This is a genomic window from Methanolobus sp., assembly GCF_016278385.1.
In the GTDB taxonomy this organism is placed as follows: domain Archaea; phylum Halobacteriota; class Methanosarcinia; order Methanosarcinales; family Methanosarcinaceae; genus Methanolobus.
This window is the reverse complement of sequence record NZ_JADQBY010000021.1, coordinates 96,626-111,633: the sequence shown is the minus strand read 5'-3', so window position 1 is coordinate 111,633 and position 15,008 is coordinate 96,626. Positions and strand designations below refer to the sequence as shown.

Sequence of the window (15,008 nt, the reverse complement as noted above, 5' to 3'; positions counted from 1 at the left end):
TGTAGCAAATAGGAAATATATTAACCTGTTTAGTTGAGCCATACGATGGATCAAAGTTGCGGCAAAATGATTTCCTTCCATGCCCTCCTTATATTATCGTCAGTGTCTCCGTCTGCCATCAGTGCATCAAGCACCATCTTGGCGACTTTTGGTCTATGCAATAATGTACAATATTCACAACTCCATACCTGTCCGCCTGTGGAACTTTCAATCCATTTGCCGCCTGTTCTCTCTTCTTCACAAGCATAAAATGGACAGAAACAGAAAGTACAGTCCTGACCTGCGAAATGACATGGATAATATTCACAGGAACCGCGACCTGCAGAAGCTGCACCACCATGTTCAATGGTTTCTTCAAGTTTTTCCCTGGCATCTTCCCTGCTTAACTCGGCAAATACATCGTTAAGAGTTCGAATCAGTTTTTCAAAATCATTTCTGGGCTTTACAGATATTCTTACATATCTTTTTTCACCATTGAAAAAATCACTGCACTCACGGATAATTATACCATGAGAAGCAAGTCCTTCTGTAAGTCTTACCGAGTCCAGGAAAAGGTCCCTGACATCCACAAGCAGGTAATTTGCACTGCTTTTAACCGGATCAAAACCATAGATGCCTGAAAAGCGTTTGATTATGTATTGTCTTTCTTTTTCAATTAAAGCCCTTGCCTTTGACAGGTACTTTGAATTCGGTCCACCGTCCATTGAAAAGAATGCAATTCCAATTGCTTCTTCTGTTGCACCTATATTCCATGAAAGACGAGCAGCATTTAAAATGCCTGCCATGGACCTGGATGCAATACCATAGGCCAGCCTGATACCAGGAATAGAAATGATATCTGAAACAGACCTGATAACCAGAAGATGATCATTATCCAATGTCATATCAACTATACTCATATCAGGATTCGCAAGTTCTATAGATGATTCATCAACTATGAGCAAAGTACCATGTTCAGCACACTTCTTTGCAAGATTGAGCAGTGCATCCTTTGATAACAGTTCACCAGTGGGGTCATTCGGGTTCTGAATAATTACTACTCTTGCTCTGTCCAGTGTCATTTTAGGAAGATTCAGAATCTCCGCTGAAGTAAATGAATGGATACGGGCACCACAAAGTTCAGATATATGTCGATATTGACCGGATGAAGGAGAAGGAACGATTATCAAATCATCTTCTTGTACAACAGATTGTATTGCAAGGTGCAATAACTCACATGAACCATTGCCTAGAACTATGTTTTCAAAGGAAACTCCATGACCGGCAAAAGCAGCAGCAGCATTCCTGAGTTCAAGATATCTATTGTCAGGATATTGACCTAATTTCTCAATCGAAGCAAAAAAAACCCTCTCAAGGTCTATTTTATCCTCATGAAAATTGAAGGGTGTGCCCAGAGGATTTATGTTTGAGCTGAAATCAAGAATATCTGATTCAGGTATGTTTAATTTTTCAGCCAAGTCGCAAGTCCTCCCGCCATGTTTCCTTGCCTGCTATGCAAGTCAGAAATGTGTCAAATGAAGTGGGAAATTTTTTTCGGTACACACTTATCAACTGGTGGTTACGCACAGGAGATATATTAAACTATTCAAGTTGAGTTGTGCTAATGCATCATTTTTTGAACTAGAAGATAAAACCATAAATATTGGTAGCTCAAATATCTATCAGATGTTTTTGAATTTTATACTGAGGAATTAAAATGGCAGACGAAATAGACTATGAAATAATCGGTAATGAAATGCAACTTGTAGAGATCGAGCTTGATACCAATGAAGCTGTACGAGCAGAAGCAGGTGCAATGATGTATATGGGTCCCGGAATTAAAATGGAAACATCTACCGGTGGTGGCATTCTCAAAGGTCTGAAACGTGCAGTGACCGGTGAAAGTTTCTTCATCACTAATTTTATTCATGAAGGTTCAGGAAAAGGCTACGTTGCCTTTGGAGCCCCATATCCGGGAAAAGTAATAGCACTTGATCTGGGAAAACTTGGAGGCAGTTTTCTGTGTCAGAAAGATTCATTTCTATGCGCAGCAAAGGGTGTAGACATAGAAATAGCACTTACCAAGAAAATAGGAGCGGGACTCTTTGGAGGAGAAGGTTTCATACTCCAGAGACTAAAGGGAGACGGTCTTGCCTTTGTACATGCAGGCGGGACTATTGTGGAAAAAGATCTTGCCGCTGGAGAAACTATCAGAGTTGATACCGGATGCATAACTGCATTTGCCGAAAGTGTGAACTATGATATACAGCTGGCAGGTGGATTTAAGAATGCACTCTTTGGAGGAGAAGGACTTGTACTTGCAAGTCTCACCGGTCCCGGAAAAGTCTACCTCCAGAGCCTGCCGTTCTCACGTCTTGCTGACAGAATTGTTGCTGCATCAAGATATGGCAGTGGCAGTAAAAGGGATGAATCAAAAGGTATAGCAGGAATTGGCGGAGGCGCACTGGGTGGCCTACTTGGAGGAGATCGCTCCTTCTAAACATCAGAATATGGAGAAACTGATACAATGAGATTGTTTGCTATTGCAGATCCGCATGGCAATTATTCTAAGATAAAAGAACTTCTGGCGATGGCAGAAGATGTTGATATAGTGCTTATTGCAGGAGATATCACCAATTTTGGACCCGATGAAAAAGCACTTGAATTATTCTCCCTGTTCACGCAGCCAGTTCTTGCAGTTCCTGGTAACTGTGATCAGGAATCAATAATAGATGTTATCGAAAATTCTCAGGCTACGAATCTTCATAAGAACTCTACTATTATTGAGGGAATAAAATTCATAGGAATGGGTGGGTCTAACCCCACACCATTCTGCACTCCGTTTGAGATACAGGAATGTGATTATGAAGAAAATCTTGACCGGATGAGAAAAGAATCATTAAATACAAAAGAACCTTTAGTTATTCTAACACATGCGCCGCCTTTTGGCATTCTTGATAACGTTGGTGATACGCATGTAGGATGCAAAGCACTTAATGCTTTTCTTAATGAAGCCGACCTTATAATATGTGGCCATATTCACGAAGCAAGGGGAATTCAAAAATATGGGAAAACATTAATAGTTAACCCGGGGATGGCAGCACTGGGGTTTGCAGCATTAATAGATATAGATATGGAAAATAATGAACACATCATAAATGTCAATCTTATTGAAGCCTTGAGATAAGGTATTTAAACATCAAAAATATATTAAAAAGCAGGTGATTTGATGAAAGCAAAGATTTTACTTATATTTCTGATTTTATTTTCATTTTCAGTTATCGGGTGTGTAGAAGAAAATGAAACGTCTGAAACAACCGAAATACTGAATGGTACTAGTGAAGAAGTTGTGAATGAGACTGTTTTAAATGTCACAGAAATGAATGAAATTGTTTCAAATGTCACTGAGGTTGCAGAAACGGTTGCAGATGAAACAAACGTAACCATAGAGGAAAACGGAGAACAAATTGAAGTTGTAGAGTATGGAGGAGCAAGAACCTATACTGTTTTTATGGAAAAATTCCTGACACAGCCAAGTAGTCTTTCCATTAATACGGGAGATTCGGTTATGTGGTTCAACCGCAACGATCCGAGAAGAATATTTACTCTTGTAAGCAATGAAGGTCTCTGGGAAAATACTAGTATCGGTTATAGATTATCCTTTACATACACTTTCACCGAACCAGGTACATACACATACAAAGTTCTCGGCTGGGACGAAAGAATGAAGGGAACCATTATTGTTAAATAAGAATGAATATTCATGGAACCGGATGAGAGTAAGAACTGTAAAGGAAGGAAACACTGAAATCCTGGTTCCCGTCCCTGAAGAGGGGGCAAATTTTGCTCCTTCTGCAGCCCCTGTTTTTTATAATCCTGCCATGGAGTTGAATCGTGATATCTCCATAGCTGCAACTTCTGTTTTTATAAAGAGGATCGAACTTGACTCTGAAAAGGTCATCACTTATGTTGATGCTCTCTCAGCATCAGGAATCCGTGGGCTACGTATCGTCAATGAAACTGGTACCCATACAACTCTAAATGACTGGAGTGAAGATGCCTGTAAGTTGATACAGGAAAATATAGAAAGGCTAAATCTCAGTGACAGGGCTATTTCAAGCCATAAAAATGCGAATGTCCTTCTTCACGAGAAACATTTCAACATAGTCGACCTTGACCCATTTGGCACCCCCGCTCCTTTCCTGGCCGCAGCTGCCCGTTCAGTTATAAACTTGCTTGCAGTGACAGCAACAGATACTGCACCTCTTTGCGGTGCACACCTTAATTCAGGTATCCGGAAATATGCAGCAATTCCTTTTAACAACGAATACCATAGTGAAATGGGAGTACGAATATTACTTGGAAAAATAGCCCGGGAATTGTCACTTCACGATAAAACCATGCATCCCCTCCTCTCCCATGCCACAAGACACTATGTGCGCAGCTATCTGGAAATAAAAAAAGGTGCGCAGAAAGCGGACGAAATGCTTATGAACATGGGATTTATTGCCCATTGCCCTGCATGCGGACACAGGGAAGCAATATATGGCCTCGCAGTACCCATTAAAGAAGAATGCAGCAATTGTAGTGCAAACAACCTAATTGCCGGTCCTTTGTGGCTTGGCAAATTACATGATCCTGATTTTTGCAATGAAACGATTGACGAAATAATGGAGCGCGACTGCGGCACCAAACAAGTAGCCATCAAAATGCTGGAATTTTGCAGGGATGAACTGGACATACCCATGTTCTATGATCAGCACCTCTTATGCAAAAAACTCGGGGTTTCTGCATCTGGAATTGACAGAGTGATCCAGGAACTTAGAAACAATGGATTCCTGGCATCAAGAACGCATTTTAGCGGCACATCTTTTAAAACTAACGCAAGTATCAGAGATATAAACACAATTATAGCTGGTATCCGATAGAAATATATACTATTTTTATTCTAATGATACATATTAAAATATATAATTCAAGGTATTATGATGTTTTTTCAAATAAGGATTCAAAATATTTGTAAAGGGGATAGATTATGACAAGAGAATATGCTGAGCAACTTTTTTTACAGGAAAAACCAACTCTTGCCCTTCTGGCCATATGGTCCTTTCAAAAAACGTATGCATCAATTATCACAAAAGAAATCAATTCAACTTTTGCCCATACAACTAAAATACTGTCTAAAATGGAAGAACACGGCCTTGTACAATTCACAATTGAGGGACGTGTTAAGTATGTTGAACTTACAGACCATGGATTCAGAGTAGTTGATGCTCTAAAAAATCTGATCATGGCTATTGAAGGTGAATCACCCGAGAGCGCAGAAAAACAGGATAATGAAAATTCCGATGAAGCCTCAGAAGATGAGAAAAAACTCACCAGAGATCACGTTGACAGACTGCATGGGCAGATAGTGTCCACATACAATGATCATTTCAATAAAAATTCGGAAGCACAGGAAATGAAGATGAAAATTGGCCCGTTCAGCAGGGATATCCAGTTACTCTTAAATTCAATAGAGAAGAATGAGGACCTTATCGATGATGAAGGTCTGGATAAACTCAGTGAAATACAGAACATCTTTGACCTGGTAATGAAACAATAATTATTTGCGTATGGGTAGTTATTTATTATATATGAAAATACCCGAATTAGAAGACGGCATTACTACTATACAAGCCAAAATACTCGAAAACTGTATCTTATCGGTATGCAAAAGTACACCGATTTCCTGAACAAGACTCCTACTGAATTGATTGAGGAAGCAGAGAAAGACATCATCTCTGACCTTATCGAATCAAAAGACTTGGCTTTGACAATTTAAAGGATCTCTTTGACATCTTCTAGGGCATTGTCACCAGCTCTGTCGTACTCATAAGCTTTGACAAGAAAGAGATAAGCATTATCAGCAACGTTTAAGTTGAACTCAAAGTCAGAAAGAACTTCCTTGAGAGACTGTCCGTTGTAGTTGGCCTTTTCGATAAAGTATTCTTTTTCACGTACCTGCGAATAATCCGGTTCATGGAAAAAAGTTGAACCACATGTGCACTTCTCAATGTTCTCATCGTACTCGGTTCCACAATCTTTACACTTCTTGACAAAACAGGGTTTCCAGTAAAATCCGTTCCTAAACATCTCCTGCTTGAGTTTGAGAACAGAATCCGAGAAGACAGAAACTTCCTGTTCCATGTAGTAGACCAGACCAAGCGAAGGAGCAATGTTTCCACGAGCATATGATTCGTGGTGACCGATACCTGGACGATTGGAAGAGAGTTTTTTCATTATGTAATTGACGAGCTTCTTATCGATATACTGCTGAACATGTGACATAAAATGAAAAGAAACAGTTGATTTGCTTAAAAAGATTATGGAGGATGGAAAAAGAGCCTTATAGATTTCCGATTAGTCACGCTAGTAGGAAATATTTTTCCAGAATGGGGGTTGATATTGAAAAAACAGATTTTGATTATAAATAAAAAAAGGTTTTTTGAAATGCTTGGAAATGTTTCCTTTATTTGGCAGTTTAAGTAATAAATATAATCAAACTTCAATATAATCAATTGCTTCAACAATTCTCTTAAAGATAATATTCTTGCCAATGACAGTAACCAATTCCCAATTATCCTTTCCTTCAACGTTTAAACGAGCTTCTAAATCATGAGCTGACGTAGTCTCTATAGTTGAATCTTCGATTATTCTGTATTCCACATGTTTTGATTCCTCTACTACATACTGAATTCCGTTTCTTTCAATTATATTATCCATATTTTCACCTATATAATAAATTTATTCCAAATATAATCTCCACTTCGGTGGTTTAAAATTAACCCTATATCATAGAGTTCATGCAAAATCTGCATTTCTTTTCTCATCACTTCCCTTACTATGGGTTTTCTTCTTCTTGTTTTCCTTACTTGGCTGTTTAGGAATTACTTAAATTGAAGGAAATTTCCTTCGATCATTGATAATTTAGACAAGCACTTCGCACATATTCTGCGCATGTCATGCGAAAACAGGTGACCACATATTTATAAAAAAATAGAAGTACAGTGCCTATTAATTACGGTTTCCCATTGTTGGCACTTGAGGAACTACACATGGGCTAAAGACTCATATGTAATTCACTTGTTATCATTTCAGCATTTTTAGTGCATCTCTGCAGGCTGCAACGGCAGGAGCACCAGATGTGATAAATATAACATCCATGGCTTCCATTATTTCTTCCTTGGTTGCACCGTTCTTGAGCGCACTCTGCATTTGCATAACAGTACACCTCTCACACTGTTTGGACGCAACTACAGCAAGAGCCATTAGTATTTTTGTTTTGGCAGACAATGCTCCATCTGTTAACAACTTATGGTTGCAACGGTTGTATTTTTTTAAGAATTCTGGGTCTATGTCCCCAAGAGTTTCAAGGATATGAGGAGTGAATCCAAGTTTATCGCTCATGCTCCCAAGTAATTCATTGTGCTCAAGTTCTTTATGTCCAGTCATCTTTTCAACTCCCACTTAATTAACACCTAATCTCTTATCGCATAGTATTTATTCTATCCTACAAACCCTCTCAACTCAGCAATGAATTGACGTGGCAATTGTTTTCACTCTCACACTTCCTTTATTATGGGAATTAGGAACCTTCAAATATTCAGATTTAGCCTGCTATTTTCTCCTGTACTGGCAAGATTTGCTGCATTATTACAAAATAAACACTTTAAAAATATTGAACTTATATTACGAAATTAATATGCTTCATTGGCATCAGAATGTGCAAAGCCATGTTTTTTCTTATTTTAATCCACAAAACCTTGCTTCAATGAAGCAAAAATGCGTTTTGAAGCAACCTCATCGCTATGAGTTATTGGAATCACAAATGTAAAGATACTACCTTCTCCAACTTTGCTTTCAACCCATATCTTTCCACCGTGCAATTCCACGAACTTTTTGACAAGAGCAAGGCCGAGTCCTGTTCCCTCATATTCGCGAGTGATGTATGAATTCAGTTGTTTAAAAGGCTCGAAAAGTTTATCCATATCACTCTTTGTTATTCCTATACCGGTATCTTTTACACTTACCTGGATAAAATCACCTGAATGCTGTGCTTCGATTGTCACATAACCTTTTTCAGGTGTGAACTTGATGGCATTACTTGTAAGATTGTAGAGTATCTGTTTAAATTTGGTTTTATCTGCATAAATGCTTTCAACCTGCAAGTCAATTTTGATATCCAGATTGATATTCTTTCTTATTGCAAGAGAAGATATTATCGCTTTAACTTCATCGATTACATGAGAAACATGGAACTGTTCGCAATGAAGTTCCATCTTGCCAGCATCAACCTTTGAAAGATCAAGAATATCATTTATAAGACTTAGTTGATGTTTGCCCGCTTTTGAAATATGATTCAGGTAAGTTGTCTGTTTTTCATTCAGGTTGCCAAACGTTTCATCGAGCAGCACCTCTGAAAAACCTATGATTGAATTAAGAGGGGGCCTGAGTTCATGGCTCATGGTAGCCAGAAACTCACCTTTGAGCTGGTTAGCATCTACAGCAGCAAGTTTAGCATTCATCAGTTCTGCTTCAATCTGCTTACGCTCGCTAATATCACGATGTACACAAAAAATCAGTTTCTGTCCTTCGAATATCACTGCATTCATATTGACTTCCGCATCAAATATACTACCATCCTTGCGTCGGTGACTTACTTCCACAAGTCTACCATTATTATCAAGAAGCTGAATAATTTCCAATATTTGATCACGTGTGGAATGAATATCCCAATCCCATACATTTAATGTCTGCATTTCTTCGTAGGAATATCCGTGCATCTCAGCATACCGCGGATTTGCCTCGACAACCTTGCCATTACTATTGAGGATAACTATACCTTCTGTGGACTGCTCCATGAAGGTATGCCGTAACATAGCCTCTTCTGCAATTTTCATTTCAGCCAGCTTCTGTTCAGTAATGTCCTGAAATGAACCGGTTACTTTTACGACTTTACCATCCATCTTTTTCGGATGGCCGATTGTACGAATCCATTTATGATTTTCTTTAGCAGAGACAATTTCCAGCTCCAGATCATATGATTCTCCTTTTTCTACAGCATCCTGGACAGCTTTTTCTAGAAGTTCTTTTGAACCGAAAGAATAAAAGCTCAAAGCAAATTTAAGACTTACAGGTCTATTGTTGTCGATTTCATATGTCCTTGCAACCTCAGGCGTCTGGGTAATATAACCGGTTGCTACATCTAATTCCCACCCGCCGATCTTTGCAATCCTCCCAACTTCATTCAAAAGAGAGTTCTTTTCTCGCAGTTTACTCTTTACATGTTTGCGTTCTGTAATGTCCTGAATCATTCCTATGACTGTATTTTTTTCAGGATAGTATTCAGCCACGGAATGTATGGTGTGGATATTGCCGTCGGTTAGTTTTATTATCTTGAATTGTACATCATATGGGATGTTTCTTTCCACGAGATCACTTAGCGCTTTGTCCAGCACTGGACGGTATTTTTGCAGGGGTATTTTTTGTATTTTCTCAATGGTGAATTCTTCGTTTTTGAGTCCATATATTATTCTTGCTTCCTCAGAAACCTCTGCTTTACCAGAGTTTAAATCAAATTCCCAACTTCCTAAGTGCCCGACTTTTTGCGCAGCATAAAGCTGCATTTCTTTCCTCTGCATTTCTTCTTCCACTAATTTGCGTTCAGTGATGTCGTGAACCATGTAGTAGAACAAACATTGAGATTTGAATGTCATTGGAACCTTAAAAACTTCTACATCACGCACTTCTCCGCTTGCAAGAAGATGCTTGGACAAATGTCCATTCTTTTTTTTGTCTTCCGTTCTTTGGATCTCATTTTTGTTCTTTTCAGTTGACAAAAAGTTGAGCTGGTTTATTGTTTTGCTGGTAATCTCTTCAAGTGTCCAGCCATAAAACTTGCATGCTGCATGATTTGCGTCAATAATATCCGAATTTTCAGGATTTATAAGAAGGAGGACTGCATTGTTTTCTTTAAAGAAGGTTTTGTACATTTCTTCATCGCTAAAGCAAGAATCGTTGTCTTCATTGTGATTTGGATCATGTTGTTGTTTTTCCATAGATATCTAGGCCTTGATCATATATGCGCAGCTAAAATATTCCACAAATGATTTTGATATTAATATCGAGGGTAACCAAAACCACAACAGTATATCTCTTTTAAAGTTATGAGCTAAAAAGTGCTCTTAAAAAGCCATATTTCTATAACGTCTCATAAATATATATGTTTTTTGTTGTACATGTGGCAATACATAACCCTCTCTTCATGATACAATTCTCAAATCGGATTAATGAACTGGAATTCTGATTTGTGATTATAGTACAACCCATCTGAACACAGATGATCTCTAATAGCTCGTTTTTTTCAAATATATATCAATCCTCATTGATCCAAAACACTATTAATAGTGCAATGAGCATTGTCATTTTCTTAGATAACGACAAAACTCACTTATTCAGATGCTTTGAATTCTTCAACCCCAATATCTCCCTCAAATTCCCTCGCAGAATAGAGGATACTGTATAGAACTCACCGCCTGTTTCAATGCAGATCTGATTCATTGAGATCCCGTTTGCATACATGACAAGGATGAAGGTATGATTGTTCAAACAACCCATACCGGAAGCTCGTCTCAAGACTTAAAGTTAAGTGGAACAATTATAGGTACCAAAAAATTGAACGATAAAAAAAAGTACTACTTCCCAAATCCGTCCTATGATTTTGTATCATTTTGCACTTTTAGGTGTATCTCAGAAAAATACAAAAAAGTATATCAAAATTGTAAGGAATGTTAAGTCTTTTGTACTAGTCCTATGTGGTGCTGTGTATCTACTAATAGCTGCCTTAAGTTGGTTTTCAATTATTGATTTCTTCTTCATATAGTGAAAAGTTCCTTTATAAAATCCCATATCCTTCCATTCCTTGTAACCGATAGTAAGAATCTTCTTCCTTAACAAGTCAGTATCATCTCTCTTTCTACATAAGAAGGTTTGATGAAATCTATTGTCTTCCTCTTGCCTATCAGATATTGAGTTAATTCTCTCCTTTCAACAGTAAGATACTTCTCCAAGCAGTGTTCTTCTTCCTGCAACCATTGAAAAGAAAACATTCACTCTTTTCTCTTGTAAAAACCAAAGGGCACATTTATCTCAAACCTGGCACCTTGACCTGGTATTCCATTTTCCTGAATAGTCAGACTGGTGATTCCTAAAATCTCCCGGCAAAGAAATAGTCCCATACCGGTATTCTCACCATAGCCTCTTTTAAAAATCAGACCTTTGTTTTCTTCAGGTATGCCAGCACCATCATCTTGGTACACAATATGGAGTCCATTTTCTGAAAAATCATAGGAGAACGAAATAGAATTAACTTTTATGCCATGCTTTAACGAATTTTCAATCAGGTTATAGAGGACTTTCTCAAACATTTTATCAGTATAGATGAGAATGCCGGGTTCCGGGAACGCCGACGATATATCCTCCAGAAGGGGTTTGAATTCGTTTGTATCCAGTAAAATACCTATATCTTGCCATTTGGGATCATCTATTCCAATATCCTGATATTGACCTGTAAATGAAATCAAATGAGTTATCATAGCACCACTGTTCTCAATAGTTTCTGCCATTTTTTGTAGTTTCGGATCAGTCAGCTTTTTTGCAAGTATTTCTGCAAATCCATTCACTATAGTGATACTGTTAAGTATATCATGACGAGTTATGGTTGTGAGGATATTCAATTTCCTGTGTGCTTCTTTAAGAGCATATTCCGCCTTACGTAAAGGAGTGATATCATAAATAAGCCCGATCATCCTGCTGGAATCATTCTTGTCATGCACAACACGGGAATGTGACATAAAATACTGTATACCTTTATCATTATGATGAATCGTGAACTCATGTGTGAACTCTTTTTTATCTGAGGCATCTTCATATATTTTATTAGGTTTTGCCTCCTGTTTCAATTCATTTTCAAACGAGTTCCAAATATCAATCAATTTTTTGTTTATATCCATTCCTGAACCGAATAACTTTTCCAAAGAATCATCCCAATAGACTTCGTTCTTTTTGAGATCCATATCCCATACGCCAGCTTGTGCAGAAACGATTGCAAGAGAATAATAATCTGCATAATTCTGAGCTTCTGCCCTTGCTGCATCAAGTTCTTGGTTCATCCGCTGGAAGTTCAGGAAAAGAAACAATACAGTTGTACCAATAGAGCCCACCAAATCAAAAAGCATAAAAAATGTATTGAAAAATGATAAGTTGAATATACCACGGCTGGATGAAAACATATTCCATTCAACAACCCTTACCGATATAATTAATATCGAGATCAGATAAATGGCAGCAAGCAATCTGGAAAATAAGCTTTCTCTTGATTTAGGTGCAGTTAAAAGAAGATATACCATTTTAAGCATCACTACAATAGATGTGACTGAAAAGATGATGTTACGGATCTCTGCATTATCAACATATTCAGTGAAGAAATAGAATCCCATTGCAATTGGAATAAAAATTAAATAAATTTCACGACGAAAAGAACGGCCGATGAAATGTAAGTTCAGAGCCTCTAATGTAAAGAAAAAACTTATAGTCACGAAGATATTAGCAAGAACGATTGTTAGAAAATCAGGGGAAATATCCCTCAATGCAAAAAACATGTGACCTAAAGCTACACTTAAAACACCAAAACCCCATTCAATAAATCCAGGATACGTTTTTTGAGTTTTCCAATAAATAAATAAAATTAAAGACATGAAAATTTCAACAAGAATTAAGCATATTATTATCGTTTTTAATTCAAGCATCATGCAATAGCAGGTGTTAACCTTATATATATGTTAGACAAATGCACAATTTATCATGAGTGCATCTAATTAGGTTCTAAAAATTCACTTTCTAATTAGATAATATTTTAAAAAGAATCTTCCGAATGAGTTTCATTTGCAGACAGAATCAAATTCAAGCAGATAATGTTCAATCTACTGGGCAATGCCATAAAATTTACTCCCGCTGGTGGCAAGGTCGCTGTCTTTATAGAGAGAATAAATAACCATGTTCAGATCTCCATATCTGACACCGGCATTGGAATTCCTCCTAATATACAGGATGATATTTTCAGTCCATTTGTACAAGCAGATTCATCAAATACAAGAAAATATGGTGTTACTGGTCTTGGACTTTTCCTTGTTAAACAATTTGTGGAAATGCACAATGGAAAAATCTGGCTTGAGAGTGAAGGTGGAAAAGGGAGTACTTTTACATTTACCATAGGGAACCAAGAGCCAATAGTAGGTTCCGAAACATGATGACTTACTCTTTAACTCTAGTAATCGAAAGAAACAAACACTTGAATTTATTTAATCCACACAGATGACGCAGAAAGTGGATATGTACTGTCCTGACAGGCAGCATTTATATTTCGTGCAGTAGTTTGTGACCTAATGGAACGATAAGAAATATGTGTAATAAGTTCCCAAAAAGCAGATATGTGAAAATAATTGAAAGGATAATAAAATGGTCACTGTAAAACTATTATTAAAAATATATGGAAGTAAGGAACGTGCATTTCATTCAGCAGAAGTGCTAGTAAGTAATGAATTAAAAGAACTCGATGCATCAGCAGAATTCTCAGTATCTGATGATAACTGGCTGATGGTTGATATAAATGGAGAAGATAGCGAATTTGTTTCCAATTTTCTTATTCAGAAGTTTGGGACACCTGTTACAGAACTTGCCAGAAATGAGGTTTACACAGGCGTCATAGATCAGATACATGATAATGAATTTATTGTTGATGTAGGAACTCTTGTAAGCATCCCACAAAAAAATCTCGCAATCCTTGGAAGCGGAACTGCAAACCAAATAGCTACTCGTTTTGGAATAATCAAGCACTTACCCGTCAAAATTCAAATTACCGATGAGAAGGCTAAATTGGGTGCTTTTACTAAACCACAGGCAGATATTTGGTGGAACTGGAAGAAATCCGAGCAGGACAGAGTTATAGCTAATTCAGTCACGCGTTCCGAGCTTAAAGCAGCCATCAAGAAAACCGGTCATGCAAGAGATATCTATGGCATAGAAAGACTTGGACTCATGGAACATATGATAACCTGCAGGGAAAAAACCGATGGACCTGGAATTGTAGCTGCTATTGGCAGGTTAGTAAAAGGTGACCTTGGGGTTATCCGTACATCAAATTAAATTAAAAGCATCTGGAAATGACATGCATCGCAGTTTTCATCGCATTTGCCGAGCATCTGCATCACGCATTCCACACCCAGCTTTTCTTTGAAAACGCCTTCAAAAACACCTTGTGCAAATGAACATAGTGTTTTTTCCTTAATTGGTATTGAACGGCAATCAAAAAAATTATGAACAGCAATTTTTATCGGGTTAATGCTAATAATTGTGAAGTTTCCGATGTCATGTTCTTCCCAGAAGTTCATCATTTCATTCAGGATACTTTCCATATCACTTGAAACAAAATTCCTTGAAAGACTTGTACCGATATCATTACCTATTTTTCTCATAATAGGATCACAATTTACCCCGTGAGCACGGAAACCATATTGAACTGCATGGAAAAGGCATTTCAGACAACCAAAAGAGTTCATATCAGGGGAACCTATCACATCAAGCATTTCAGTATAATGCTTCATACCTGGCTCCTGTGAGCATGCAACGTACTGACATTTTAAGAAATAGACCTTTTTCCTCTTATCATTGGCATCGATTGCTTCTTCAAGCAGATTCTGTGCCTTAAGATCATTTAAATGGACAGAAATCGTAGATTTAGCCTTCCCGGTATGCTGGACTATATCGTCAAAAGATTTACATCCGCCTTTAAGAAAATCAAGTATTTTGATCTTTACAGAACCATTAAGAACAATAACTCCAATATCAGTGGAAAAAATAGCGGTGTTGTCTCCGTTGTTCATGCAATATTCAATAAACAGACAATGTATTTAAATGTTCGCCAATGAACG

14 protein-coding genes are annotated in these 15,008 nt (G+C 37.6%); 7 read left to right on the top strand and 7 right to left on the bottom strand.

Annotated features, from left to right (window positions below; all coding sequences use genetic code 11):
- Positions 1 to 50: 50 nt before the first annotated feature.
- Positions 51 to 1,457: an aminotransferase class I/II-fold pyridoxal phosphate-dependent enzyme gene (locus QZZ23_RS09830; protein WP_292469497.1), complete on the bottom strand. Its 1,407-nt coding sequence runs from the start codon at positions 1,455 to 1,457 to the stop codon at positions 51 to 53.
- Positions 1,458 to 1,696: 239 nt separating this feature from the next.
- Here QZZ23_RS09830 and QZZ23_RS09825 point away from each other — a divergent pair, with 239 nt between their 5' ends.
- The 5 genes from QZZ23_RS09825 (at position 1,697) to QZZ23_RS09805 (ending at position 5,584) form a co-directional block, all read left to right on the top strand.
- On the top strand, positions 1,697 to 2,479 hold the full coding sequence (locus tag QZZ23_RS09825; protein WP_292469496.1) for a TIGR00266 family protein: 783 nt from the start codon (positions 1,697 to 1,699) through the stop codon (positions 2,477 to 2,479).
- Positions 2,480 to 2,506: 27 nt separating this feature from the next.
- Positions 2,507 to 3,166: a metallophosphoesterase gene (locus QZZ23_RS09820; RefSeq protein WP_292469494.1), complete on the top strand. Its 660-nt coding sequence runs from the start codon at positions 2,507 to 2,509 to the stop codon at positions 3,164 to 3,166.
- A 42-nt stretch (positions 3,167 to 3,208) separates the two neighbouring features.
- Positions 3,209 to 3,730 (top strand): hypothetical protein, encoded by a 522-nt coding sequence (locus QZZ23_RS09815; protein ID WP_292469491.1) that lies wholly within the window; start codon positions 3,209 to 3,211, stop codon positions 3,728 to 3,730.
- A 22-nt stretch (positions 3,731 to 3,752) separates the two neighbouring features.
- Positions 3,753 to 4,907 carry a tRNA (guanine(10)-N(2))-dimethyltransferase gene (locus QZZ23_RS09810; RefSeq protein ID WP_292469550.1) on the top strand — a complete coding sequence of 385 codons (1,155 nt, stop codon included), beginning with the start codon at positions 3,753 to 3,755 and terminating at the stop codon, positions 4,905 to 4,907.
- Between the two features lie 107 nt (positions 4,908 to 5,014).
- Positions 5,015 to 5,584, top strand: a complete 570-nt coding sequence (locus tag QZZ23_RS09805; protein ID WP_292469490.1) for a MarR family transcriptional regulator — start codon at positions 5,015 to 5,017, stop codon at positions 5,582 to 5,584.
- 215 nt (positions 5,585 to 5,799) lie between these two features.
- On the opposite strand, the gene QZZ23_RS09800 is transcribed toward QZZ23_RS09805, so the two are convergent.
- The 5 genes from QZZ23_RS09800 to QZZ23_RS09780 all read right to left on the bottom strand — a co-directional run bounded on the left by QZZ23_RS09800 (position 5,800) and on the right by QZZ23_RS09780 (position 12,518).
- Positions 5,800 to 6,309: a hypothetical protein gene (locus QZZ23_RS09800; protein ID WP_292469489.1), complete on the bottom strand. Its 510-nt coding sequence runs from the start codon at positions 6,307 to 6,309 to the stop codon at positions 5,800 to 5,802.
- 210 nt (positions 6,310 to 6,519) lie between these two features.
- Complete coding sequence (locus QZZ23_RS09795; protein ID WP_292469487.1) at positions 6,520 to 6,744, bottom strand: hypothetical protein; 225 nt, start codon at positions 6,742 to 6,744, stop codon at positions 6,520 to 6,522.
- 366 nt (positions 6,745 to 7,110) lie between these two features.
- On the bottom strand, positions 7,111 to 7,473 hold the full coding sequence (locus tag QZZ23_RS09790; protein WP_292469485.1) for a carboxymuconolactone decarboxylase family protein: 363 nt from the start codon (positions 7,471 to 7,473) through the stop codon (positions 7,111 to 7,113).
- Between the two features lie 296 nt (positions 7,474 to 7,769).
- Entirely contained in the window at positions 7,770 to 10,079 is a 2,310-nt protein-coding gene (locus tag QZZ23_RS09785) for a PAS domain-containing sensor histidine kinase (protein WP_292469483.1), read from the bottom strand.
- 1,050 nt (positions 10,080 to 11,129) lie between these two features.
- Entirely contained in the window at positions 11,130 to 12,518 is a 1,389-nt protein-coding gene (locus QZZ23_RS09780; RefSeq protein ID WP_292469462.1) for a sensor histidine kinase, read from the bottom strand.
- 456 nt (positions 12,519 to 12,974) lie between these two features.
- Here QZZ23_RS09780 and QZZ23_RS09775 point away from each other — a divergent pair, with 456 nt between their 5' ends.
- Both QZZ23_RS09775 and QZZ23_RS09770 read left to right on the top strand, forming a co-directional pair.
- Positions 12,975 to 13,328 (top strand): ATP-binding protein, encoded by a 354-nt coding sequence (locus tag QZZ23_RS09775; protein WP_292469547.1) that lies wholly within the window; start codon positions 12,975 to 12,977, stop codon positions 13,326 to 13,328.
- A gap of 208 nt (positions 13,329 to 13,536) precedes the next feature.
- Positions 13,537 to 14,223 (top strand): DUF2110 family protein, encoded by a 687-nt coding sequence (locus QZZ23_RS09770; protein ID WP_292469461.1) that lies wholly within the window; start codon positions 13,537 to 13,539, stop codon positions 14,221 to 14,223.
- Here the strand turns inward: QZZ23_RS09770 and QZZ23_RS09765 are convergent.
- On the bottom strand, positions 14,220 to 14,960 hold the full coding sequence (locus QZZ23_RS09765) for an ArsR family transcriptional regulator (protein ID WP_292469459.1): 741 nt from the start codon (positions 14,958 to 14,960) through the stop codon (positions 14,220 to 14,222). The genes QZZ23_RS09770 and QZZ23_RS09765 overlap by 4 nt on opposite strands.
- Positions 14,961 to 15,008 lie beyond the last annotated feature (48 nt).